The organism is Streptomyces sp. 4N509B, from assembly GCF_052245655.1.
Lineage (GTDB): Bacteria > Actinomycetota > Actinomycetes > Streptomycetales > Streptomycetaceae > Streptomyces.
Genome location: NZ_JBQQBZ010000063.1, coordinates 1 through 19,825 on the forward strand (window position 1 = coordinate 1; position 19,825 = coordinate 19,825).

The following is a 19,825-nucleotide window of genomic DNA, read 5'->3' on the forward strand; positions in this document are numbered from 1 at the left end:
CCACGTTGAAGTCCTGGCGGCTCCTGCGGAAGCTGCGATGCAGCACGCCCCGCATAACCAACCTGGTCAAAGCCGTCCTCGCACTTCACCTGAGGCCCGCAGCCTGAGGTTGGAAAAGGCTCACTGGTAGAGGCTCTGTTGAGTGTCGGAAGCAGTATCTATGGTGGAGAGATGGCAAATGGGGTGTGGCACACCGGATATGGCATAGAGATCAACTTATCCTTGCCTGACCTCGGTCACCCGGAGATTCCCGATCTTCTACAGGAGATCACCACGAGTGTTGCCGACCGTGACATGCATTTACTGGAATGCCTGGCGCACCACGAGGGGCGCGAGTGTCTGTCGGAGTCGGGTGGGAAGTCCCCGTGGATGTTCGTCCGACGTGGCCGCGTCGGGGGCCGCAGGCCGCTCGTGGCTTCGCATCTGCCGGTCACGCACAAGGCGACGCCAGCAGAGAGCGCGCAGCACAAGGCCACGAAGGACCGCATCGTCGAGACCGCCTCCCGGCACGGCCTGGATGCCGAAGCCGAGGCGCCCACGGCGAACCGGCGAACCATCTCGGACGCGCTCGTCACCGGCCCCAACGGCACCCGCATCGGCTGGGAGATCCAGTACCACCACCTCAGCCCCAGCAGCGTGCACCGCCGGTCCGTCAACGCTGTGGAGCACGGAATCACGCCCCTGTGGGTGGCCAAGGACCGCACCGCCTCCCTCATCGACCGGGCGCCCTGGGCCCGGGTGGATGACATGCCGTGGAAGGACATCGCCGATGGCAAGGAGATGCTGATCCGCGGTGGATACCGCTACCTCCAGGTCTGGAAGTGTGTGCCCAGCAGCGACCGCCACTGCCCGGTTACCGACGGCGCGGGCCATTGCGACGCGATCCACGCCGACTGGTTCCTGCCCGCGCTGTGTCAGCCGCAGAAGAAGGCGGTCCACCTTGAAGACCTCGTTCTGCAGAGCGCCACATCCGAGAGTGTGCCGGTCTACGTCCCCAGCCGCGGGAGCGGCCGAGCCGGAAGACATATGTGGGTGCCGGCGGTCGACCGCGACCTGTGGCAGGAGATGGTCGGCGAGAAGACCCGTCTGTCCACCGCTCCGATCGACGAGGAGAATGACGAGATCACCTTCGCCGAGGAGGAGATCGACCGGACATGTCGAGCCGGCGAAGAGAGCCGGCGGCGTAGCAGCGACGAACGGCCCGTCAGAGACCTCGCGCAGCCGACGGGCGGCGTCACGCTGCTGCGGATGCCAGCCTGGCGGCCCGGCAACCCGACCGTGATCACGTCCGTCGAGCGCGCCGCCGCCTCCGCCGCTCTGGAGTGCCCTCCGTGGGAGCTGGGACCTTGCGCCGAATGCGGCCAGCTCATGCGTCGATACGGATGCAACGCCGCGATGTTCTGCGCAGTGTGCCGAGTCGTCCTCAACAACCGATAACTCCGCCTGCTGTTGAGGTGATGCGTGCCATCAAGTTCAGAGGCGGCGGAGTCCGCTTAGCACCCTTTCCAGCAGTGTCACATCCGGCTGATCGCCGGGCTCCCCGCCATGCGCTGGCTGGTGGATGGCGACGAGCCCGGCCTCAGCCAGATCGGCCACCAGAATCCGGGCGACACCGAGAGGGATCGAGAGCAGCGCGGAGACCTCGGCTACCGACTTCACCTCGTAGCACAGTTGGCAGATCCGCTGATGCTCCGGGAGCTGTCCCTGCAGGCGCGAGAGGTCGGCGGTGGTGCTGACCAGCGCCTCGATGGCCAGTTGGTATTGCGGCCTGGTTCGGCCCTCGTGCATCGCGTACGAGCGAACCAATGGCTGTAGCACCGGATCTGGCGGCGCCAGCGGCTGTGCGTCTTCCGAGGTCGTGGCAGCCCTCGCGAGATTGCCCCACGTGCCGCGTACGCCTGGGACGGCGGAATGAGGAGCAACGCCGCTCATCCAGGCGCCCGTGCCAGGCTCCCGGGTCTGCGGTCGAGGGCCCGGCTGGCCACCCGCGTGAAGACGCGGTGGAGGCATGGGCTCGGTGGCTCCCGCGATGTTCCGTCGAATCTGCCGCAGGCCGGCTTCTTCGTCGAAGACGGGATCCACGGCTTGGGCGACGGCATCCTCAGCATCGCTGAAGAGCGCCCGCAGCGCCGAGAGTTCGAGTTCGGACCGGTAGTCGTCGTGGTCACTGCTCATCGCCGATCTCCTCTCCGCGCCGTGGGGCCAGAGCGTGGCGTGCCTGGCTGATCAGACTCCGTACGGTCCCCTCTTCAACATCCATGATCAGCGCGGTCTCCCTGACGGAACAGCCTGCGATGCAACACAGAGCCAGCGCCTGTCGCTGGCGGGGTGGTAAAGCCGCGACTGCTTGCAGGATGCCTTGATACTCCCCTCTCACAGCAACCCAGTTCTCCAGTAGCGGTCCATCCTGCTCGCAATCGTGGTCCTGTAACGGCAGGGTCCGATCAGCACGCTGGGCAACGTGGACCACGTGTCGGACGGCTGTCTTGCGTAGCCATGTTTCCCAGTTGCGGACACGGGGACGGGCTGGCTCTGTCAGATAGCGCCACGCCTGGTAGAAGGCGGTTTGCACACCGTCCCATCCGTCATGTGCCGACCCACCGGCTGCGAGCGTCGCAGCATGCAGCACTTGTCGAACATGTTTGCGATATAGCATTTCCCACGCTTCACGGGCGGGAGTCACGGTGGTCCTCCCTCCTGCTCTCGGTACCGTCTGCCAGACGGCCTTCCGGCCCGTGGATAGTCAACTCCCACTCCGCCGTGGCCTTCGTGTGCCGGTCCACTGACCGGTAGCGAACCGAGCCGCCACGTGGCAGTGCGCGTGCGGATTCGTCCAGGAACCGAAGCCGCGCCTTCTCACGCATCATGTACGCCACTGCCACCGTCGTGGTCCCGACCGCGCCGGATAGCACGATGGCCAGCGAGAGCCACATCTCGCTCAACTTCGATGTCCTCCTGCCGCTTGACTCGCCCTCACCTCTTAAGAGCGGCGGGAGGGTGAAAACGTCCAAGCAGGAGGACGCCTCGTTCGAGTCGCGTCAGCGGTCGCCGTCCATCGACTGAGGTTGATCACCTCGCTGACCATGGCTGTTGCGGATCTCGCAGGGCGTCGGTGCCGGTCATTCGGAGGTGGAGTCGCCCCGGGCTGTCGGCGAGACACATCACCCGAGCACGGCAGGATCACGACCGCCGGATTCACGGCACATGGCAACGCGAGCAGACGAGCAGACCCTGCTGTCAGTCCGGACGAAGGGCGGTCGACGTCGATGCCCACGCCTCCATCAGGATCGGGAGCTCGGCTGGCTCTCACGCCGTTCGTGCCGCCCGACAACCCCGAAGGTGCGGACGGAGAGCTGTCAGCCCACGGCTCCTCAGTCGGCCCGTGCAGGGCCGACTGCAACTAGAACTGCAACGAAGAGACAACGTGGGCCCCGACCATGATCGTGGTCGGGGCCCACGTACAGCCCGGTGAGAGCTGAGCGGAGGATACGAGATTCGAACTCGTGAGGGTGTGAACCCAACACGCTTTCCAAGTCCGGTGGCCCCTCTCAGGTGCCCTTACCCTCATTCACCTGCGTACCTGCCGGTCCCCCACCAGAATCGCACCCTGCTGCGTACGACCGTGAACCCCCTCGCACGGCCCCGAATGAGACGGAAACCGAGACGGAGCAGGGCAGCCGAGCCGCGGTGATCATTCATGGGATTGGCAACTCACGCGCCCGCTGCCGGGCGGCCGCCCGCATAGCCCGTAGCCGGGCATGGAACGCGTTGTGCCTGTTCTGGTCGAGGTTCAGCGGGAGATCGAGCTCCGCGATGAGGTCGCTCTCCAGCGTCCAGGGCTCGGGATGCTCCACCCAACAGACCCGGGCGTGCTCAGCCATCCAATCCGACAGCTCCGCCTCCCCCTGCCGCCCGAACGTCATCCGGCCTCCGCTGCCCACCCGCCGAAGCTCCAACCCGATCAGACAGCCGAGCGTCAGCCGCAGGGTAGACCCCTCAGCGTTGCCCCGGAAGTGATACCGCATCCGTGAACGCAGCGTCTGCTTGCTCGATCTGTTCGCCATTCGACGAGGCGCGATCCCCACGTACAACAGCTTCCCCACCCCCAGCCCCTCGAACGGTGCCACAGTGAACCGCCACCCATATACCCCCGCCACCGCCGGCACCGGCCCTGGACTTCCCATCACCTCCCCCGCCGACCACACTCGCTCCGGCCTCAGCAGTCCCGCCCGCTTCGCGTCAAATACCATGCCTTCAGTCCACCACGCAGGTCTGACATAAGGGGGACCGTCCGGGATCCTTGCGCATCCATCAGGTGTATGGCACGGCCTCTGCGCCGCGCTGCAACCGCTGGGGCAGCGGGGCAAGGACGAGTCTGGTGGCCTCGATGTGGTCGACCATTCGCGGCGTGAGGGGCCAGAACGCGGGCAGTGGCAGTGACAGTGGCGTTGAGGTGCAGGTTACTGGCCCTCTGTGAGGATCCGATCAGACCTGTGTCAGTCCGGCGCCCGCACTCAACGCCGCTTTCGTGCCTGCTCCTCGTCATGGCGGAACATGTGCTGCTGGGCGGGGCAGCCCGGAGTTACAACATCGTCTGGGCTGAACACCCGGCACGGGAGACCCGTCATGAACGTGGGGTCGTACTGTCGTGAGCACAAACGGCACGTCGGATCGCTAGGTTTCATGACCAGCAGCGTATTTCGACGCGCGGTAGGAATTGCCGCACCTTTCAGGCCATTCCCGCGGTCAGTAGTTCTCTCGGCTCGGCAGCCGACGAGCGACGCCTTCAGCGGTCGTGCCTGCGACTCATGGGCACGGAGAGTCGTTGACGGACGGCAGTTCGTTGGCCTGGGTGTCGTCGTCGTGCCAGGGGGTTCGGTGGCGGGGCTTGTGGTGGCCGTTGCGGCAGGGGCCGAGCCAGTGGTGGGTGAGGCGGTCGAGGGTGCGGGCGAGGGCGTCATGCCAGAGGTGGGGGGCGGCGCCGGCGTCCTGGTCGGGGGCGTGGGTCGACTGGTGGGAGGTCCACAGGGCGGTCAGTTCCTCGACGACGGCGCCGTGCCGCCACCAGCACGCGCCGGGGAGTTGGTCGGTGGTCAGCTCGTACCGGTCCGCGAGCCAGGTCACCCAGGTCACGAAGCGGGGCCAGAGCTCGGCGCGTTGGGCTGGCGGGAGGGTGTGCCAGAGGATGGGGGCACCGGGGGAGGGCTCGGTGTTGTCTGGGCGGGGGAGGGGACGGTCCTCCAGCAGGGTGACGCGTTCGGCGAGCAGGGCTTGTGTCGCGCTGATGGTGGCGAGCTCGGTGAAGATGTCGTCGAAGGCGTCAGGCATGGGTGTCCGTCTGGTGGATGAGGTAGTGGGCCCGGCGGGTGGCGTCCTGGATCGCCTGGGCGTAGGGGCCTTCGTGGGCGCGGACGAACGTCACGCGCGTCGCAGGGGTGTGGCGGTGGATGATCAGGCCGCCGCGTTCGGGGATCATGCGGATGTCGGCGGGTTCGAGGACCGGGCGGCGGCGTAGGGCGGTGGAGGTGGAGACGTTGCCGACGGGGTCGGCGTTGACGGTCTGCACGTCCTCGTCGAACTCGCCGGTCAAAGCGCTGTAGGCCTTCAGCTCCTGAGGGTCGGAGATGCCGCCGAGGAAGATCTTGACGGTGCTGGCGGCGTACATCTTGCGGACGCCGAGCGTCCCCCAGCGTTCCTCGGCCTGGGCGTAGGACTGTAGGACCGCCATGACGAAGATGTTGTGGGAGCCGCTGACGCTCATGAGGCTGGGGATCTCGGGAAGCGGGGCCACGTTGGCGAGCTCGTCGAGGAAGCAGCCGAGGGGGACGGGGAGCCGGCCGTTGGGGGCGCGGGCGGCGAGGGCCTTCGCCGTGTCGAAGAGGGTCCTGGCGAAGGCGGCGTTGAGGGGTGCGAGCGCGCTGTTGTCGTCGTCCTCGCCGATGAGGAAGAGGGTGCCGCCGTGGGTGAGGTACTGCTCGATGGAGAACGAGTCGGGTGGGTTTGGGGCGAAGACGTCCGCGATCCGGTCGTCGTAGAGGGCGACGAAGGGTTGCTGCGCGGTGCGCCAGGAGGCGCTGCGCTCCTCGGGTGCGGCGGCGTGCTGGCCGGCGAGGAGTTCGGCGAGGGCATGGCGGTCGCGGCAGGCGAGGAGATCGACGGCCTCGCGGTTGTCGGGGTCGGCGGCCCAGCCGAGGACGTCGGCGACGGGACGGTCGTTGAGGGCTGCGGCGTGGAGCCAACAGGTGATGAGGGTCATGGCGTTGAGAGCGAAGTAGCCGCCGTTCGTGGTGTCTTCGGAGGTTTTGGTGGTGGCGACGAGGATCTCGGCGCGTTTGCGCGCCGTCTGGTAGCGCTCGCAGCCGGAGGTGAGGGGCCAACGCAGCTGCTGGGGCCAGCCGGAGAGGCCGGCGGGGTCGAGGACCCAGACCGGGCCGTGCTTCTGCCGGAGGAGGGCGGTGCCGTAGAGGACGTCGGTCTTGGAGCTGGTGGCGAGGACCGTGCCCTGGAAGCCGAGGATGCCGGGGAGGATGAGCTGGCTGGTCTTGCCCTCGCGGGGTGGGGCGACCAGGACGACGCTCTCCTCGATGGGGATCCACAGGGGGATCTTGGAGGGGGCGGCGGTGCCGATGTTGACGGCGACGTGGTGGAGGGTCGGGGGTAGGCGGTCTTTCTTGAGCAGTGTTGGGCGGAGGGAGGCGGCGCGGGCGAGGGCCTGTTCTGCGCCCATCGACCGTTTGAGTTGGGCGGCGGTGGCCGTGCCGCCCCCGTCCGTCCTCAGGCGTCGCCACGTGCGGTGGACGAAGCGGGCGGAGGTGATGCCTGCGGCAAGGAGGAGAAGGAAGCCGCTCCAGAACGGGGCGGCTCCGCCGACGCCGTCGGTGGGTGGCCAGGCGGACGCCGGGGCGGTGGGATGGCTGAGCACGGGGAGGAACGCGTTGGCCGTGTCCTGCCAGCTGACGGTCGCCGGGCGGCCGTGGGCGAGGAGGCCGGAGAGGACGGCCGCGAGCCAGAGGGCGGTCGTGAGCAGGAACGCCGCAACGAGCGGAACGACCCACACGGCGTCGCGGCCCAGGCGGAGGCGGGTCGCGGTGCGCGGGGTGGCGGGGGGTGGGGTCATGTGGCGGCGGCCCCTTGCGACTGGACGACGGGCGGGGCGTGCTCGGTCATGCGGCGGTTGGTGTCGGTGAGCCGGATCTCGGACGGGGTGCGGATGTGCTCGACGAGGTTGATCCGGGAGCCGACCTGCCAGATCGCGCGGCCGGGGGCGCAGACGTTCGCCCCGTCGGGAAGGGCCCTGCGGGCCCAGTTCGTCAGGCCGAGGTAGTCGGCCGTGACCTCCGCCTCCTCGCGGTCGAGGTGGTACACGACGCGGGTCGCGGTCAACTTGAGGATGGCGGCGGCCTCGGGGGCGTCGTCGAGGACGAGGTCGGCCAGGTGGTGGAGGACGGCCCAGAACGAGAGCCCGAGCCGGCGGCCGTAGCGGACGAGTTCCTCGAAGAGGCGCGCGACGGGGCGGTGGCTGAGGATGTGCCACGCCTCCTCGACGATGAGGGTGCGCTTGATGGTGTCGCCCGGCCGGATCCAGCCGAACCGGATCCACGGTCCGATGACGGCCATGAGCAGGGGCATGGCCTCGCCCTCGCGCGGGAGGCGGGTCAGGTCGAAGACGATGAGGCGGGCGTCGAGGTCGATGCCGTCGCTGGTGGGGCCGTCGAAGAGGCCGGCGAGGTCGCGGTCGGGGTTGCACAGCTCGTCGAGGGCGAGGGCCGCCGGTTGGCCCCACTCGGTCAGGTCGGCCGGGCCGATCGTTCGTTGGCCGAGCAGGGCCTGGCGCGGCGCGGTCAACGCACCGAGCACGTCGGAGAGGACGACGGCGCGCTGCTCCGTGCGGGCGGCGTCGGCCGCCGCCCTGTGCGCCTCGGCGAGGGCGAACCTGGTGTGGGGCGCGAGCGGGCCGCCGCCCGTCAGGATCTCGACCATGGAGACCAGCACCTTGAACTGGTGCTCCTGCGGGATGCGGGGGTCGAGGGGGTTGATGCGGACGCCGTCGCTGTCGGCGTCGTGGTCGCCGCGAACGCGACCGCGACCGCGAACGCGCCCGCAGGAGTGGCCGCGGCCGGTGGCTGCGGTGCCGGCCCCGTCGGCGTTGCCGTAGACGAGGCGGACGGGCGTGATGCCGAGTTCGCGGGCGATGCCGTCCCACTCTCCCGTCCCGTCCTCGCCCTGCGCGTCGAGGACACAGAAGCTCCGGTCCCGGAAACGGAGCTGCCGCAGGACGTACGTCTTCTCCAGCGCCGACTTGCCGTGCCCGCTCTTGCCGAGGACGAGGACGTGCCCGCTGGGGAGCCGCACGCGGGCGGCCGGGTCGTAGAGGACGAACGGGTCGAAGACGTACGCCTTGCCGCTGTACGCCTCCCGCCCGATGACGACGCCCCGCGGGTCCATGCCGGAGGCGCCGACGGCCGGGTAGAGGCCGCAGGCGTTGGCGGTCGTGGAACGGATGGCGCGGCGGCGCGTCTGGGACTGGCGGCGCACCGTGGCCAGGGCGGTGGACAGCACGGTTCACCGCCTCTCGGACAGGATGCCGCCGGCGAACGGCAGGGTGTTGGCGAAGGCGCGGTGGTGTTCGCGATCGCACCACTCCAGGCGCAGGCCGCTGCGGGTGGCGGCGTTGCGGATGGTGTCCGCGTCGCGGCGAAGGGCCTCGGCGTCGGGTGAGGTGACGGTGACCCAGCCGACGAGTCGGATGCCGGCGGCGCCGTTGGCGATCTCCCGCATGGTGGCGAGCGACGCCTGCTGCGCCTTCTGTTCGCGCGGGTCCTCGATCCGGCCGGCGCGCTTGTCGGCCTGCCCGAGCTCGTTGGTGGCGTCGGACATGGCCTCGGCGATGGCCTGGTCGCTCGGGACGAGGTCCATGGTGACGGCGACGGAGAGGATGACGTCCTGGACGTGGAGGAGGAGTGGGGCGAGGAAGTTGATCCCGGCGGGGAGCACCGGCCACTCCTTGATCCACGCCGTGCGGGAGCACCAGGAGGCGGGGGAGGCGCCGGACGTGGCGCTGGGCGACGCCTCCCAGCTGCGGGAGACGACGTGGTGGGGCAGGCGGGCGTCGAGTTCGGCGGGCCAGGCGGTCGCGCGGTCCATGCCGGTGGTGTCGTCGATCCAGTGACCCGGGTCGTAGGCGTGTTGGAGGTAGGACGCGAGGGCCGGCTCGTGGAGGTTGCGGACGTGGCGGAGTCGGCCCCGGGGAAGGTTGCGGACGAACGCCTCGACCTCGCGGCCGAGGGTGACGGCGTAGCCCTCGTGGAGGGAGGAGTAGCGACGTGCCTCTGCGGCGAGGTCCGGGGTGTACGGGATGCCGAGGGAGAGGAGAAGCCGCCGGTCCTCGGCGGTGACCGCGACCTGTCGGATCAGGGCGGTGTAGGAGTCCTCCAGCCAGGCGGGGGCGTCGGGGTCGCGGCGGGCGGCGGCGTCGCGGGCGTGGCGGGTGGGGTCGGTCGGGATGATCCGTGTGATCCACTGCAGGCGGCGGATCCGGCCGCCGCTGTCGGCCGTGGCCTTCAGCAGGTACTCGTACGCGCCGATCAGGGCCTCCTTGTCGTCGGTGTCGAGGCTGCCGAAGTCGCGCATCGCCTCGACCTCGACGGTCGCCGTGAACATCCGCTCGTGGGGCTGGAGGAGGAACGTGATCTCGCCGAAGGCGGTGCGGGCGGTGATCCACTCCATGTCACGGGGGATGCCAGGCGGCACGTTGACACGGGGGCGGCGGCGGCCGTCGGCGAAGCGGCCGGCGTAGGGGGCCGTCGAGCGGTAGAGGAGGGAGCCGTCGCGGAGGAGCCGCCGGTAGGTGCGGTTGATCTCGTACCACTTCAGGTACGTGCGGCCCCGGTACGGGGCGAGCGTTGCCCAGGCGCAGCTGCCGGCGAGGAGTGTGAAGGCGGTGATCTTCAGGGGGATGCCGTGCAGCAGCCAGGCCGCGACCAGTCCGCCGGCGGCGCCGGCGGCGAGGACCAGTTGCTCGTCGGCGTCGAGTCGGCGGCCGAGCAGGCCGCGGGGGCGTGGTCGGGGGAACGTGAAGGTGCGGGTCATCGCTGACTCCCGTCCGGAGTGGGGTCGGTGCTGGTGCTGGTGCTGGTGCCGCTCGGCGGGGTGTCGGCCGACAACGGCGGCTCGCCGTGGGCGGGCTGTCGGGGTGTGGTGACCGCGCTGTGCGCCGGAGGCGCGGGTGGGGCGACAGATCCCGGGGTGGTGCTGGAGGAACGGGACGTCGTGTCCGTGGCGGACGAGTGGGTGACGTCTCGACCGTCGGCGGCTTCGGGTGGGGACCCGGAGGCGGACTCGACGCCACGCTCCGCCGTGCGTTCGGCGTGTTCCCTCGCAGCGCTGGCGGCCCTGCGTCCGGCGACGACGGCCGCGCCGACGCCGGTCGAGCTCGTTCCGGCCTCGGCCGCGTCTGCTTCGGTGCCCTCACCCTCGGCCGCGACGCCGGTTGCCTGGCCGTCGTCCCCCTCGGAGCCGCCCGCCTCTCCGCCGGACCGTGTCCTGAGCTCGTCGAAGGTGTCGCCGAGCTGGTTGCCCACACCCTGTGCACGGCTGACGAAGTCGTCCCGCGCCTGGTACATCCCGTGCACCTCGTCGCCCACCAGCGGCAGGAACCTCGCGATCTGGAAGGGCAGGTAGAGGGCGAGCCAGAGCAACGCGATGGCCGTGAAGACCGTGGCGAACGACTGCCCCACCGACGGCTCACCGCCGTCGCTACCGATGCCGCCACCGATGCCGCCGTCACCGTCGCTGGCCAGCAGGCCGGTGGCGAGGGCGACGGTGGTCAGCGTGACGTACTTGCTGGCGATCACCGCGCCCATCACGCCGACCCAGCGCTTCACATGACCCCACAGGTTCCGGTCGACGAGCCCGCTGAAGACGGACGTGCCGAAGACCAGCCCGGAGAGGATCAGCGCGTCGCGGACGATCAGCTCCATCCACACGCCGGCGATGGCGGCCAGCAGGGCGAACGCGAGGAAGGTGACGATGACCGGCCCGCCGGGGACCACCAGCAGGACCGCCAGCGAGGTGGTGACGGTCGAGGCCATGTCCTCGACGTCGCCGGCCACCGGGGCGAACATCGCCGCAGCGGCCTCGTCGAACAGCTGCGTCGCGTAGGCGACCCCGGCGGGCGCGAGGGCCGAGACGGCGACGGCCAGGAGCAGATAGCCGATCGACTCGGCCGCCGCCTGGAGCGGTGGCACGCCCTGGACGGCCCGTTTGCCGGCCGCGATCAGCCACAGGACCACGGTGAGGACGGAGGAGACGGCGAAGGCCATCCCGTAGGTGCGGAGGAACCCCGGGTCGCCCCAGTCGATCGTGGTCGTGGACTGGAGAGCCTTCACCATCTCACTGAAGAGGCGGACGACGGCCTCGTTGAAGGCGTGGGCGACGTAGCCGAGGGGGTCGGCGGCGAAGTCGAACGCCTCGCCCGCCGCCTTGGCGACGCCGCACACGATGTCGACGAACGGGACGTCCTGGCACCAGCCGGTGGTGCTGCTCGCCGGGAGTGTCTGGGCCTGCTCAGCCGACGTAGGGAGGCGCATCGAACTCCTCGTCCGCCGTGCGGAAGTCCGCGACGGAGCTTGGGGCGTTGCCGCCCGTCTCCAGCGGTGTCGGCCCCGGCGTGGAGCTTGACGACACGAGCTTCCAGTCGTCGTCCTGCCACCGGAGCGTGAGGGTGTGGGTGCTCCACGACGCGGAGACCGGCAGCGGGGCGCGGTCCGCGGTGGTGCCGATGAGGCCGGCCATCCACACCTCGACGGTGGCGATCTGGTCGGAGTACCCGCCGACCCTGGTGCCCAGGGGCGCGGCGCGCGCGACGAGCGTGTCGGCGCTGGCCTCGTCGGCCTCGGTCCCGACGTCGATGTTGAGCGAGGCGAGGACCTGGCTCACGGCTTCGTCGTCGTTGCGGGTCAGGGGCTCGCGGGTCTCCGTGCTCGCCATCGCGCCCATGACGCGGTGACGGGCGGCGGCGTCGGTGAAGTACTCCGCCGACGAGCGCGCGAGCTGGTAGTTGACCGCCGCCTGGACGGCGCCCTCCTGGGAACGGGGGTAGCCGACGGGCACGCCGTGGGCCGTGTGACGCGCCGGGTTCGGCGGGTCGTCGCCGCCGGCCGCGTTCTCCTCGACGGGGCCGTCCGCGGTGGGCCCGGCCACGTTCGCGCGGACCGCGTCTCCTCCTCCGTCGTTTCCGTTGCCGTCGCCTGCGCCGTGATCCCCGCCCGTGTGGAAGGCGACCGCGAGAACCAGGAGCAGGACGAACGCCCCACCTGCCACCGCCGCGCCACGCCACCACGGCCTTCCGCTCGACCCCGTTGAGCTGCCCCGTTCGTCCGCGCCGAGCAGCACCCTGGTTCCCGCCATCTCAGACCCCCAGCCCGTAGACGATCGTGAAGACGGTGCCGAGGGACGCGACCACGAACGCGCCGACCAGGGCGGCGCCGACGTCCTTCTTGCCCTTCGAGACCTGCGTGATGTCGTGCTGGCTCTCGCCGACCCTGATGTGGAAGGCGCCGAGGGCCGCCCTGCCGAGCAGGGCGACGATGACGCCGGCCATGATCGCCTGGACGACGGTGCGCGCGGTGCCACCCAGGTCGGCGAACGGGCCCCAGTCCGGGGCGACCCCGTTCACGAGGTCCCCGATGCCGCCGTTGGCGGCCAGCGCCATTGCGCCTGAAACAGACAAGGCTTCACCTCTTCGTCGATAGCGGGACTAGATGTGCATCCGTGCGGAGCGCGACACAACGTACACAGATGACTCGTCGACAACAAGCGTTTACGTCGTGAGCGAGGCGTATGGTGCCCGTACGGCTCACGCATCGTGACTATCGAGGCTGTCTCGCATCGAAGCTGTTAGATGCCCTGATGGCATGTGGATGTGCCGTTCACAATCGTTTAGATCGGGTCGAGAGGTCTGATGAAACCTGGACGCATGGCGGCTGCTCTGCTCCTCGCGGGGGGCTTGGTGCTCCTGTTCCTCCCCGTGCTCGCCCTGGCGGGCATGGCCAGTCAGGCGAACGGGCAACCCTGCACCACCGGGACGCGTATGCCGGCCGGTGGCGGCACGGGACGGCTCCTCGACCCCGCACACACGACGGGAGACCGGGCCGTTGTCCCGTTGAGCCCGCAGGGCCGACAGCTCAGTCCGCCGTGGACGGAAGCCCAGGCGCGCAACGCGGCGACCATCACCAACGTCGCCCGCACCCGCGCGCTGCCGCCGCGCGCGGCGGTGATCGCCGTCGCCACCGCGATGCAGGAGTCGAGACTGAACAACCTCGACCACGGTGACCGGGACTCGGTCGGCCTCTTCCAGCAACGACCCAGCCAGGGATGGGGGACGCCTGCCGACCTGACGGATCCGGTCCACGCCTCCGGCAGGTTCTTCGACGCGCTGCTCGACGTCCCCGGCTGGCGGACACGCCCGCTGGCCGACGTCGCGCAGGCCGTGCAGCGAAGCGCCACGCCGCGGGCCTACGCGAGGTGGGAGCAGGCGGCCGGCGCACTCGTGGCCCGGACCTGGGGGACCCACGCCGTGACGTCCCTCGTCGGCGACTGCGCCCCCGACGCCGTCGCGGATCCGTCGACCGCCTTCAGCGTCCGCAACCCGCGCACTCCCGCGCAGGCGATCGCCGCCGCCCGCGCCACCGCCGGGCAGGCGGGCTGGTACCGCATGTGCGACCGCTTCGTGGCCCAGGCGTACGGCTACGCCTACAGCGGCTCCGCCACGGCGAACGACCACTGGGACCGCCTCGTCGAGCAGGGACTGGCCCACCCGGGCGACGCCTCGCCACCCGCGGGAGCGTTGCTCTTCTACGACACCGGTGAGGCGGCGGGGCACGTCGCGCTGTACCTGGGCGGCGACATGGTCGCCAGCAACGACGTCCTCGACAGCTACCAGGGCGAGGGCAGGATCGTCGTCGTCCACCGCGAGGAGCTGACCGACGGCCACTGGCACCTGCGGTACCGAGGCTGGGCCGAACCCGGCTTCCCGGGCGCGGGCGGCACGAGCACGATCTGACCCCAGAGAGCCCTCTGCCGACGCTCCAGCCCTCGCGATCGCAGCAGGCGGCACGGGCCTGGGGCGCCCCCCCCGCGTCTTCCACGCTCCTGAACCGCCTGGCGTTCTGATCGCCTGGTCACTCTCCCCCGTTCGACGCACGTCGACCACGCCGACCACCTCAGCCGCCCAGCCAGAGCGGTAAGGTGCGCCAGACCGGTGGAACCCCGTCTCGTGCCGGGGGACAGGGAGGACGCGACAGCAGTGCCACGTACGGCCGACAGCAGCGTGAGCGGAAGCCACCGCACGCTCGCGGAGAAGTTGCAGTGGTTGCGGGAGATGAAGACCCCGAGGGGCGAGCCCGCGCCCTCGTACGAGGCGTTGGCCCGCCAGATCACCCAGGCGACCGGTGTCAGCATCTCGGGCCCCTACGTCTGGGAGCTCGCGACCGGACGGTCGACCAACCCCAAGCTCCACCACCTCCAGGCGTTGGCCCGCTTCTTCGCCGTTCCGGTCGCGTACCTCGCCGAGGAGCACACGGACACCGAGCAGCTCGAATCCGAACTGGAGCTGCTGCACGCCCTCAAGGGCCAGGGCGTTCGAAGCATCACCGTTCAGGGCACGACCGAGACGCAGGCCGACCTCGCCGTGGTCCAGGGCCTGCTCGGCAGGCTCCAGCCGCCGGACCCACCCGGAGGCGGGCGACTGCGCGAACTCCTCGCCGCCCTCGCGCCCAGCCAACGCGCCACCCTCGCGAACGTCCTCGCAGACCACCGCACGCTCGACGCCCTGGGCAGCGAGCCCCTGCGCGAGCTTCTCCGCCTCTCGGCGCACCTCACCGACGACCAGCTGCCCGCCGCTGCCGACCTCCTACGCGACCCGGAATTGCTCGACGCCGTCGGACGTGAGGCCGTTCGCGCGATCGCGCTGCGCGCCGCCGACCTGTCCGACGCGAGCCAGCAGGCCGTGCTCGCTCTGGTCGAACACCTCCGCCAGATCGAGAGCTAGGGTCGCGGGCGTGACGATGAAGCTGAACGACGCCGCCACGCCGCGACGCCGCTCACGGGCTTCTTGACGATACGAACCCCGCGGTGCTCGCCACCGTGACCCCCGACGGCAGCGCGCAGCTCACCGCCTTCCAGACAGAGGCGGAGGAGCCAGCCGGTTCCCGACAAGCGGCAGGGCTCATGGCCGGTCCTTGCCAACCGGGCGCGCGCCCATACCTCGCAGGACAGTGACCGCTTCCCCGAACTGCCGCAGGCGCAGCCCGGCGAGCCGGACCATGCAGGACGGCACCGACGCCGTGACCACACCAGCCACAACGGAACCTTCCCCCTTCTCGGTCAGCAAAGCGGGACGTGGCTCAGACGCGAGTATCCAGTCGTCGCGCCAGTCCGCTCCGCAGCCGGGCGGAAGCCCCGCGAAGAGTACCCGGCCGTCTCACCTCGTCCACCCCGAGTTCGTCTCGTTCCGCCAGTGCGAGCACGGCAGCATAGGGTCGTTCACCCTCCGCGAGCGCTGCCGCCGCCACCGTGAGGACGGCTCGTAACACCTGCTGGTCGGCGTGAGGATGCCCCGCCAGAAGGCGAAGAAGATCGTTGTTGTTCCAGGAAGAGCTTCGGGCGGTGGTGAGCTCCAGGAGTGCGGCCGGAGGACTGTGGGGGTTGGCAGCCACCGCACGCCAGACGAAGGGATAGGGGCATCGTACGAGACGGTGCAGGACAGAGCCGTCCTTCGAGGCACGTGCCAGTTCGAGGTAGTCGGCAGGGGTGTGCACCCGGATGGCCCCTCAGGATCGTCGAGGTCACCATCGTCCCACCGGGACATGCCGCCGCGACCGCGAAAGGCCTTTGATTCCCACCGGGACCGGTCAACCGCCACTCACGAAACCGTCCTCCGGCGACATCAGACTCGGTCACTCGCACGGACCGTCGGGGTCCGGGCCAAGGCCCAGCACGTACGCGATGAGGTCGCGTGACAGGCTTGGCATCAGCCAGCACGCCGCATCGAGCGTGGCGCGCCGTTCCTCCTCCTCGCCGGTCCCGGCGGACGACAGTGTCACCAGCGCGCCCGTCGCCGAGCCGCAATCGTCAGCGGACAACGGGATACTCATGACGTAGTGAGCTCCCGATGGATGGCTCGGCGTCCCATCGGTTCTCCCGGCTTCGTGCATCGGACCCACCTCCTCTCACTCCCGATGCTCAGGGCGCACTCCAGACCCAACGCCGCAGGGTCCCGACGGATCCATGGCGGAAAACCGCGCATACCGATCGAGAGATCTTCTACCTCGACAAGCCATTCGCGTCAACGAAAAGCGGTCATGTCGAGACGTTCTGATCTCCTTTCTCGCCTCGCGAGAAAAAGCGTTGACGGAAGGAGAGATCTTCGCATCACTTTCTCATGTGGCGAGAAACGGCGCCGGAAGCGAATGCTTCTCGCCTCCCGAGAAATGAATACTTTCTGTGGAGGGGTGACGGCGGGTCGGCTCATTGCGCTAGCCTCTTTTGCAAAGGAGTCCATCGATCTGTGGGAGGGAAAAATGCGCGCCATTCAGTTGAAGGAATTCGGTGGTCCCGAGGTGCTGGAGTTGGTCGACGTCCCCGAGCTCCAGGAGTGCCGTGCGCATCATCTGCTGAACGTCACCCGCGCGGGGGTGAACTTCGCGGACGTCCACGCGCGCACCAACAGCTACCTCACGCCCGTCCCGCTGCCTTACATCCCCGGCAACGAGGTCGTCGGCACCACTGCCGACGGCCGCCGCTTCGTCGGGCTGACAAGGGGCGGCGGGTACGCGGAACAGAGCCAGGTGCACCGGCGCGTGGCCTGGGAGATTCCCGACGACGTCACCGACGACCAGGCGGTCTGCCTCGCCCTCCAGGGCCAGTCGGCGTGGCACGTGCTCTACACCTTCGCACAGGTCGCGGCGGGTGAGACCGTCGTGATCCCGGCGGCCGGCGGCGGATTCGGCTCACTCGCCGTCCAACTGGCCAAGCGCGCCGGTGCGAAGGTGATCGCCCTGGCGAGCACGGAGGAGAAGCGCCGGTTGGCCCGCGAACTCGGGGCGGACGCCACCGTCGACTCCACGACGAGCGACCTGCCCAACGCGATCCTCGACGCCGCCGGAGGGCCGGTGCAGGTCGCGTTGGAGATGACCGGCGGCAAGGTGCTGCGCGACCTCGTCTCGACCCTCGCCCACCGAGGCAGGATGGTCGTCTACGGCTACGCCTCCGGAACGACCACCGGACTGCCGACATACCTGCTGCTGGAGAAGTCCATCGCGGTCATGGGCTTCTGGCTCCCCCATCTCTACAGCGACCGCGAGGCACTCCCCACCAGCATGGAAAAGCTGTTCGACCACGTCCGCAAGGGCGAAATCCGCACCGTCCACGGCGCGACCTACGCCCTGGGCGACGCGCGTGTCGCGCACGCCGTGCTCGCGACCCGGGCGCACACCGGGAAGCTGGCGTTGGACACCACACGCTGAACTAGGGTTGTTCATAACCCAAAACCCGAAAGCGTGCGGCGCCCGCGCGGACAGCCGTGCCACGGGAGCGGATCGCGCTCTCGTTCGCAACTCGCATGGGGACGTCGCATGCAGAACCAGCATTACCCGAACCCCTCAGAGTTCCGCTCCGGTGGCACGGGCCACGCCGAACGCGTGTTCCGCGTCCAACAGGCTTTCGCCGACCTCGGCGGCGACGTTCACGGTCCCGGCGAGCTGGCGGCGAAGTCCGGACTCGACGACTCGGCCGTGTTCCGCATTCTCCAGTCCGGCGTCTACCAGGGCGTCTTCGAGCGCGTCGGCCGAGGCCGGTACCGACTCGGCACCGGCTCGGCCTACCTCGGCCTCCACGCCCTCGCCCACGCCCCCGGCGACGACGCCCACGCCGTCCTCGAAGACCTCCGCGCCGCCACCGACGGCGGCCTCGTCCTGCTCTACATGCTCGCCCCGTTCGGCGGCGCCCAACGCCAGTGCATCGACATGGCCGTCGGCGACTCCGACCTCGCCGAACTGGGCATGACCGCCCGCGACCTCCTCACCGTCACCCGCTCGCTGCGCACCGGCGCCAGTGGCCGCGCGATCCTCGCCTACCTCCCCGAGCCCATCCAGCGACGTGTCCTCGCCGAGCCCGTCCCCGACGGCGCCGGACCCGGTGCCATCCGCGACAACGAGGAGCTCCGCGAGTCGCTGGCCGTCGTGCGGGACCAGGGCTACGCCGCCGGGCGTGAGGAGTGCATGGCAGGGTGGAACAGCTGCGCGGCCCCGGTCATGTGGCACGACTCGATCGTGGGCGCCGTGCTGCTGCTGAAGCCGGCCCACGTCATGCCTCAACCACGCCCGGCCGTTATCGACCTGACCAGGGCGACGGCCGCCAAGCTCAGCCGACTCTCCTCCAACCCCTGGCCCGCGGCCTACTAGCCACCGCGTTCTCATCGGCTGGCGTGTCGGCTGGCGTGTCGGCTGGTGGGTGGGAGTCAGAGGGAGAGGTAGGGGGCGAGGGTCGCGGCGGTGGTGGCAGACCGCAGGTAGTTCCTGGCGTTGTGGAAGTCGAACAGGGCGCCGACGACGGTGGTGTGGTCGAGGGCGACGCCGTCGAAGTGCCTGCTCAGCCCCGGGGGGATGGCCACGGGGTCGCCGGGGTCGGCGATGTTCACCCACCGGTCGACGCCGGGCGGGCGGTGCCCGCGCAGCTGCGCGGCGGCATGTTCCCCGGTCGTGGGGGCGGGGACGGGGGCGGGGGAGGGTGCGGGGATGAGGCGGTGGAACACGGCGCGGGGCAGGGCGAGGGGTGAGCCGAGGGTGAGGAGGAGGCGGGGGCGTAGTTCGGGGTGGGCGTGGAGCGCCTCGTAGGTGACGACGGACCCGAGGGAGTGCGCGACGACGACGTCGGGCTGGTGGCGGGCGATCCGCGCGGCGACTTCCTCGCGGGCTGCGGCCCGCTGGGGCGAGTCCTCGCTGCGCAGGTATTCGGCGACCTCGCGGAACAGCAGTCGGATGAACACCCGCAGCGGTCCCTCGGCGAGGTCGTACTTGCGCGCCACCCAGGCGGCGAGCGCACGAAGTGGCACGGTGGCGTGCCCCTGGGCGATCTCGTCGGGGAGCCCGAGGGCACGGGCCCAGACGGAGAGCATCTCCCGGGCGACGGGGTCACGCTCCAGGTCTGCATCATCGCCGCCTTGCGCGGCGGGGCCGGGGAGGAGACGGTCGGCGTAGTAGGCGAAGTCGACGTCGAGGCGTTCTGGCGTGATGTCGAGGCCGGCGGCGATGTGGCGTGCCCATGCTTGGGAACGCAGGGCGCGGAGCTCCTGGAGGCGGGTGGGCGACGGATCGCTGCCGAGGTGGTTCCCGACACCGTGGACCGCCACGACTCGGAGGGGAGCGAGGGCGGGACTGGTCATGCGCTGCTCCCGGCGTGGAGGCTCAGGCTGAGGGTGAGGACTTCATGCCCAACACCGAGCACGACGGTGCCGTCCGGGCAGGCAGCGACAGCATTAGCCGCGTCAGGAAGATGCAGACCTGAAACGGTGGTGCCGGTGGTGAGGTCCCACACGCGGACGGTGTGGTCGCTGCTGGTGGTGAGGGCGTGGGGTCGACCGTTGAGCTCGGCGATGGCCACGGCCCGCACCCAGTTGGTGTGGCCGGTGTAGGTGTGGGTGGTGGTGCCGGTGGTGAGGTCCCACACGCGGACGGTGTGGTCGCTGCTGGTGGTGAGGGCGTGGGGTCGACCGTTGAGCTCGGCGATGGCCACGGCCCGCACCACGTTGGTGTGGCCGGTGTAGGTG

General features: G+C 69.9%; 19 protein-coding genes and 1 pseudogene. 7 read left to right on the plus strand and 13 right to left on the minus strand.

Annotated elements, in window-relative coordinates; translation table 11 throughout:
* A pseudogene (locus ACTWP5_RS31225) lies at positions 1-107 on the plus strand (IS5/IS1182 family transposase); the annotation flags it as partial.
* A 64-nt stretch (positions 108-171) separates the two neighbouring features.
* Positions 172-1,437, plus strand: a complete 1,266-nt coding sequence (locus ACTWP5_RS31230) for a competence protein CoiA family protein (RefSeq protein WP_443224551.1) — start codon at positions 172-174, stop codon at positions 1,435-1,437.
* A 36-nt stretch (positions 1,438-1,473) separates the two neighbouring features.
* On the opposite strand, the gene ACTWP5_RS31235 is transcribed toward ACTWP5_RS31230, so the two are convergent.
* Both ACTWP5_RS31235 and ACTWP5_RS31240 read right to left on the minus strand, forming a co-directional pair.
* The gene (locus ACTWP5_RS31235) at positions 1,474-2,175 is read right to left on the minus strand and encodes a DUF742 domain-containing protein (RefSeq protein ID WP_443224552.1); all 702 of its coding nucleotides are present in this window, start codon (positions 2,173-2,175) and stop codon (positions 1,474-1,476) included.
* A complete protein-coding gene (locus tag ACTWP5_RS31240) occupies positions 2,165-2,656 on the minus strand; it encodes an RNA polymerase sigma factor (RefSeq protein ID WP_443224569.1) in 492 nt (163 codons plus the stop codon). Before ACTWP5_RS31240 ends, ACTWP5_RS31235 begins: the two co-directional genes overlap by 11 nt.
* Positions 2,657-2,865: 209 nt before the next feature.
* Here ACTWP5_RS31240 and ACTWP5_RS31245 point away from each other — a divergent pair, with 209 nt between their 5' ends.
* On the plus strand, positions 2,866-3,063 hold the full coding sequence (locus ACTWP5_RS31245; protein ID WP_443224553.1) for a hypothetical protein: 198 nt from the start codon (positions 2,866-2,868) through the stop codon (positions 3,061-3,063).
* A gap of 632 nt (positions 3,064-3,695) precedes the next feature.
* Here ACTWP5_RS31245 and ACTWP5_RS31250 read toward each other — a convergent pair.
* The 8 genes from ACTWP5_RS31250 to ACTWP5_RS31285 form a co-directional block, all read right to left on the minus strand.
* Positions 3,696-4,250 (minus strand): GIY-YIG nuclease family protein, encoded by a 555-nt coding sequence (locus tag ACTWP5_RS31250; protein WP_443224554.1) that lies wholly within the window; start codon positions 4,248-4,250, stop codon positions 3,696-3,698.
* 556 nt (positions 4,251-4,806) lie between these two features.
* Positions 4,807-5,328, minus strand: a complete 522-nt coding sequence (locus tag ACTWP5_RS31255; RefSeq protein ID WP_443224555.1) for a hypothetical protein — start codon at positions 5,326-5,328, stop codon at positions 4,807-4,809.
* Entirely contained in the window at positions 5,321-7,117 is a 1,797-nt protein-coding gene (locus ACTWP5_RS31260) for a type IV secretory system conjugative DNA transfer family protein (RefSeq protein ID WP_443224556.1), read from the minus strand. Before ACTWP5_RS31260 ends, ACTWP5_RS31255 begins: the two co-directional genes overlap by 8 nt.
* Positions 7,114-8,559, minus strand: a complete 1,446-nt coding sequence (locus tag ACTWP5_RS31265) for an ATP/GTP-binding protein (protein ID WP_443224557.1) — start codon at positions 8,557-8,559, stop codon at positions 7,114-7,116. The genes ACTWP5_RS31260 and ACTWP5_RS31265 overlap by 4 nt, the downstream gene beginning before the upstream one ends.
* Before the next feature lie 3 nt (positions 8,560-8,562).
* The gene (locus tag ACTWP5_RS31270; protein ID WP_443224558.1) at positions 8,563-10,089 is read right to left on the minus strand and encodes an SCO6880 family protein; all 1,527 of its coding nucleotides are present in this window, start codon (positions 10,087-10,089) and stop codon (positions 8,563-8,565) included.
* A complete protein-coding gene (locus ACTWP5_RS31275) occupies positions 10,086-11,588 on the minus strand; it encodes a hypothetical protein (protein ID WP_443224559.1) in 1,503 nt (500 codons plus the stop codon). The genes ACTWP5_RS31270 and ACTWP5_RS31275 overlap by 4 nt, the downstream gene beginning before the upstream one ends.
* Positions 11,566-12,408, minus strand: coding sequence for a hypothetical protein (locus tag ACTWP5_RS31280; RefSeq protein WP_443224560.1), 843 nt, complete (start codon positions 12,406-12,408; stop codon positions 11,566-11,568). The genes ACTWP5_RS31275 and ACTWP5_RS31280 overlap by 23 nt, the downstream gene beginning before the upstream one ends.
* A 1-nt stretch (position 12,409) precedes the next feature.
* Positions 12,410-12,730 (minus strand): hypothetical protein, encoded by a 321-nt coding sequence (locus tag ACTWP5_RS31285; RefSeq protein WP_443224561.1) that lies wholly within the window; start codon positions 12,728-12,730, stop codon positions 12,410-12,412.
* Positions 12,731-12,976: 246 nt separating this feature from the next.
* On the opposite strand from ACTWP5_RS31285, the gene ACTWP5_RS31290 reads away from it, so the two are divergent.
* Positions 12,977-14,062, plus strand: coding sequence for a hypothetical protein (locus ACTWP5_RS31290; RefSeq protein WP_443224562.1), 1,086 nt, complete (start codon positions 12,977-12,979; stop codon positions 14,060-14,062).
* A 267-nt stretch (positions 14,063-14,329) separates the two neighbouring features.
* Positions 14,330-15,049: a hypothetical protein gene (locus ACTWP5_RS31295; RefSeq protein WP_443224563.1), complete on the plus strand. Its 720-nt coding sequence runs from the start codon at positions 14,330-14,332 to the stop codon at positions 15,047-15,049.
* Between the two features lie 907 nt (positions 15,050-15,956).
* Here ACTWP5_RS31295 and ACTWP5_RS31300 read toward each other — a convergent pair.
* Positions 15,957-16,154, minus strand: coding sequence for a hypothetical protein (locus ACTWP5_RS31300; RefSeq protein WP_443224564.1), 198 nt, complete (start codon positions 16,152-16,154; stop codon positions 15,957-15,959).
* A 426-nt stretch (positions 16,155-16,580) separates the two neighbouring features.
* On the opposite strand from ACTWP5_RS31300, the gene ACTWP5_RS31305 reads away from it, so the two are divergent.
* Both ACTWP5_RS31305 and ACTWP5_RS31310 read left to right on the plus strand, forming a co-directional pair.
* Positions 16,581-17,525: a quinone oxidoreductase family protein gene (locus ACTWP5_RS31305; RefSeq protein WP_443224565.1), complete on the plus strand. Its 945-nt coding sequence runs from the start codon at positions 16,581-16,583 to the stop codon at positions 17,523-17,525.
* A 108-nt stretch (positions 17,526-17,633) separates the two neighbouring features.
* The gene (locus ACTWP5_RS31310; RefSeq protein ID WP_443224566.1) at positions 17,634-18,461 is read left to right on the plus strand and encodes an IclR family transcriptional regulator; all 828 of its coding nucleotides are present in this window, start codon (positions 17,634-17,636) and stop codon (positions 18,459-18,461) included.
* Positions 18,462-18,517: 56 nt separating this feature from the next.
* On the opposite strand, the gene ACTWP5_RS31315 is transcribed toward ACTWP5_RS31310, so the two are convergent.
* Positions 18,518-19,441, minus strand: coding sequence for a serine peptidase (locus ACTWP5_RS31315; protein WP_443224567.1), 924 nt, complete (start codon positions 19,439-19,441; stop codon positions 18,518-18,520).
* Positions 19,438-19,825, minus strand: a 388-nt coding sequence (locus ACTWP5_RS31320) for a WD40 repeat domain-containing protein (RefSeq protein WP_443224568.1), incomplete at its 5' end; no start/stop codon positions are given. The genes ACTWP5_RS31315 and ACTWP5_RS31320, both read right to left, overlap by 4 nt.

Coding starts and splice junctions, on each gene's coding strand:
- ACTWP5_RS31275 (WP_443224559.1), bottom strand. CDS start 11,588: ATGCGCCTCCCTACGTCGGCTGAGCAGGCCCAGACACTCCCGGCGAGC.
- ACTWP5_RS31235 (WP_443224552.1), bottom strand. CDS start 2,175: ATGAGCAGTGACCACGACGACTACCGGTCCGAACTCGAACTCTCGGCG.
- ACTWP5_RS31240 (WP_443224569.1), bottom strand. CDS start 2,656: ATGCTATATCGCAAACATGTTCGACAAGTGCTGCATGCTGCGACGCTC.
- ACTWP5_RS31230 (WP_443224551.1), top strand. CDS start 172: ATGGCAAATGGGGTGTGGCACACCGGATATGGCATAGAGATCAACTTA.
- ACTWP5_RS31300 (WP_443224564.1), bottom strand. CDS start 16,154: ATGAGTATCCCGTTGTCCGCTGACGATTGCGGCTCGGCGACGGGCGCG.
- ACTWP5_RS31290 (WP_443224562.1), top strand. CDS start 12,977: ATGGCGGCTGCTCTGCTCCTCGCGGGGGGCTTGGTGCTCCTGTTCCTC.
- ACTWP5_RS31305 (WP_443224565.1), top strand. CDS start 16,581: ATGCGCGCCATTCAGTTGAAGGAATTCGGTGGTCCCGAGGTGCTGGAG.
- ACTWP5_RS31245 (WP_443224553.1), top strand. CDS start 2,866: ATGTACGCCACTGCCACCGTCGTGGTCCCGACCGCGCCGGATAGCACG.
- ACTWP5_RS31315 (WP_443224567.1), bottom strand. CDS start 19,441: ATGACCAGTCCCGCCCTCGCTCCCCTCCGAGTCGTGGCGGTCCACGGT.
- ACTWP5_RS31260 (WP_443224556.1), bottom strand. CDS start 7,117: ATGACCCCACCCCCCGCCACCCCGCGCACCGCGACCCGCCTCCGCCTG.
- ACTWP5_RS31255 (WP_443224555.1), bottom strand. CDS start 5,328: ATGCCTGACGCCTTCGACGACATCTTCACCGAGCTCGCCACCATCAGC.
- ACTWP5_RS31270 (WP_443224558.1), bottom strand. CDS start 10,089: ATGACCCGCACCTTCACGTTCCCCCGACCACGCCCCCGCGGCCTGCTC.
- ACTWP5_RS31310 (WP_443224566.1), top strand. CDS start 17,634: ATGCAGAACCAGCATTACCCGAACCCCTCAGAGTTCCGCTCCGGTGGC.
- ACTWP5_RS31250 (WP_443224554.1), bottom strand. CDS start 4,250: ATGGTATTTGACGCGAAGCGGGCGGGACTGCTGAGGCCGGAGCGAGTG.
- ACTWP5_RS31280 (WP_443224560.1), bottom strand. CDS start 12,408: ATGGCGGGAACCAGGGTGCTGCTCGGCGCGGACGAACGGGGCAGCTCA.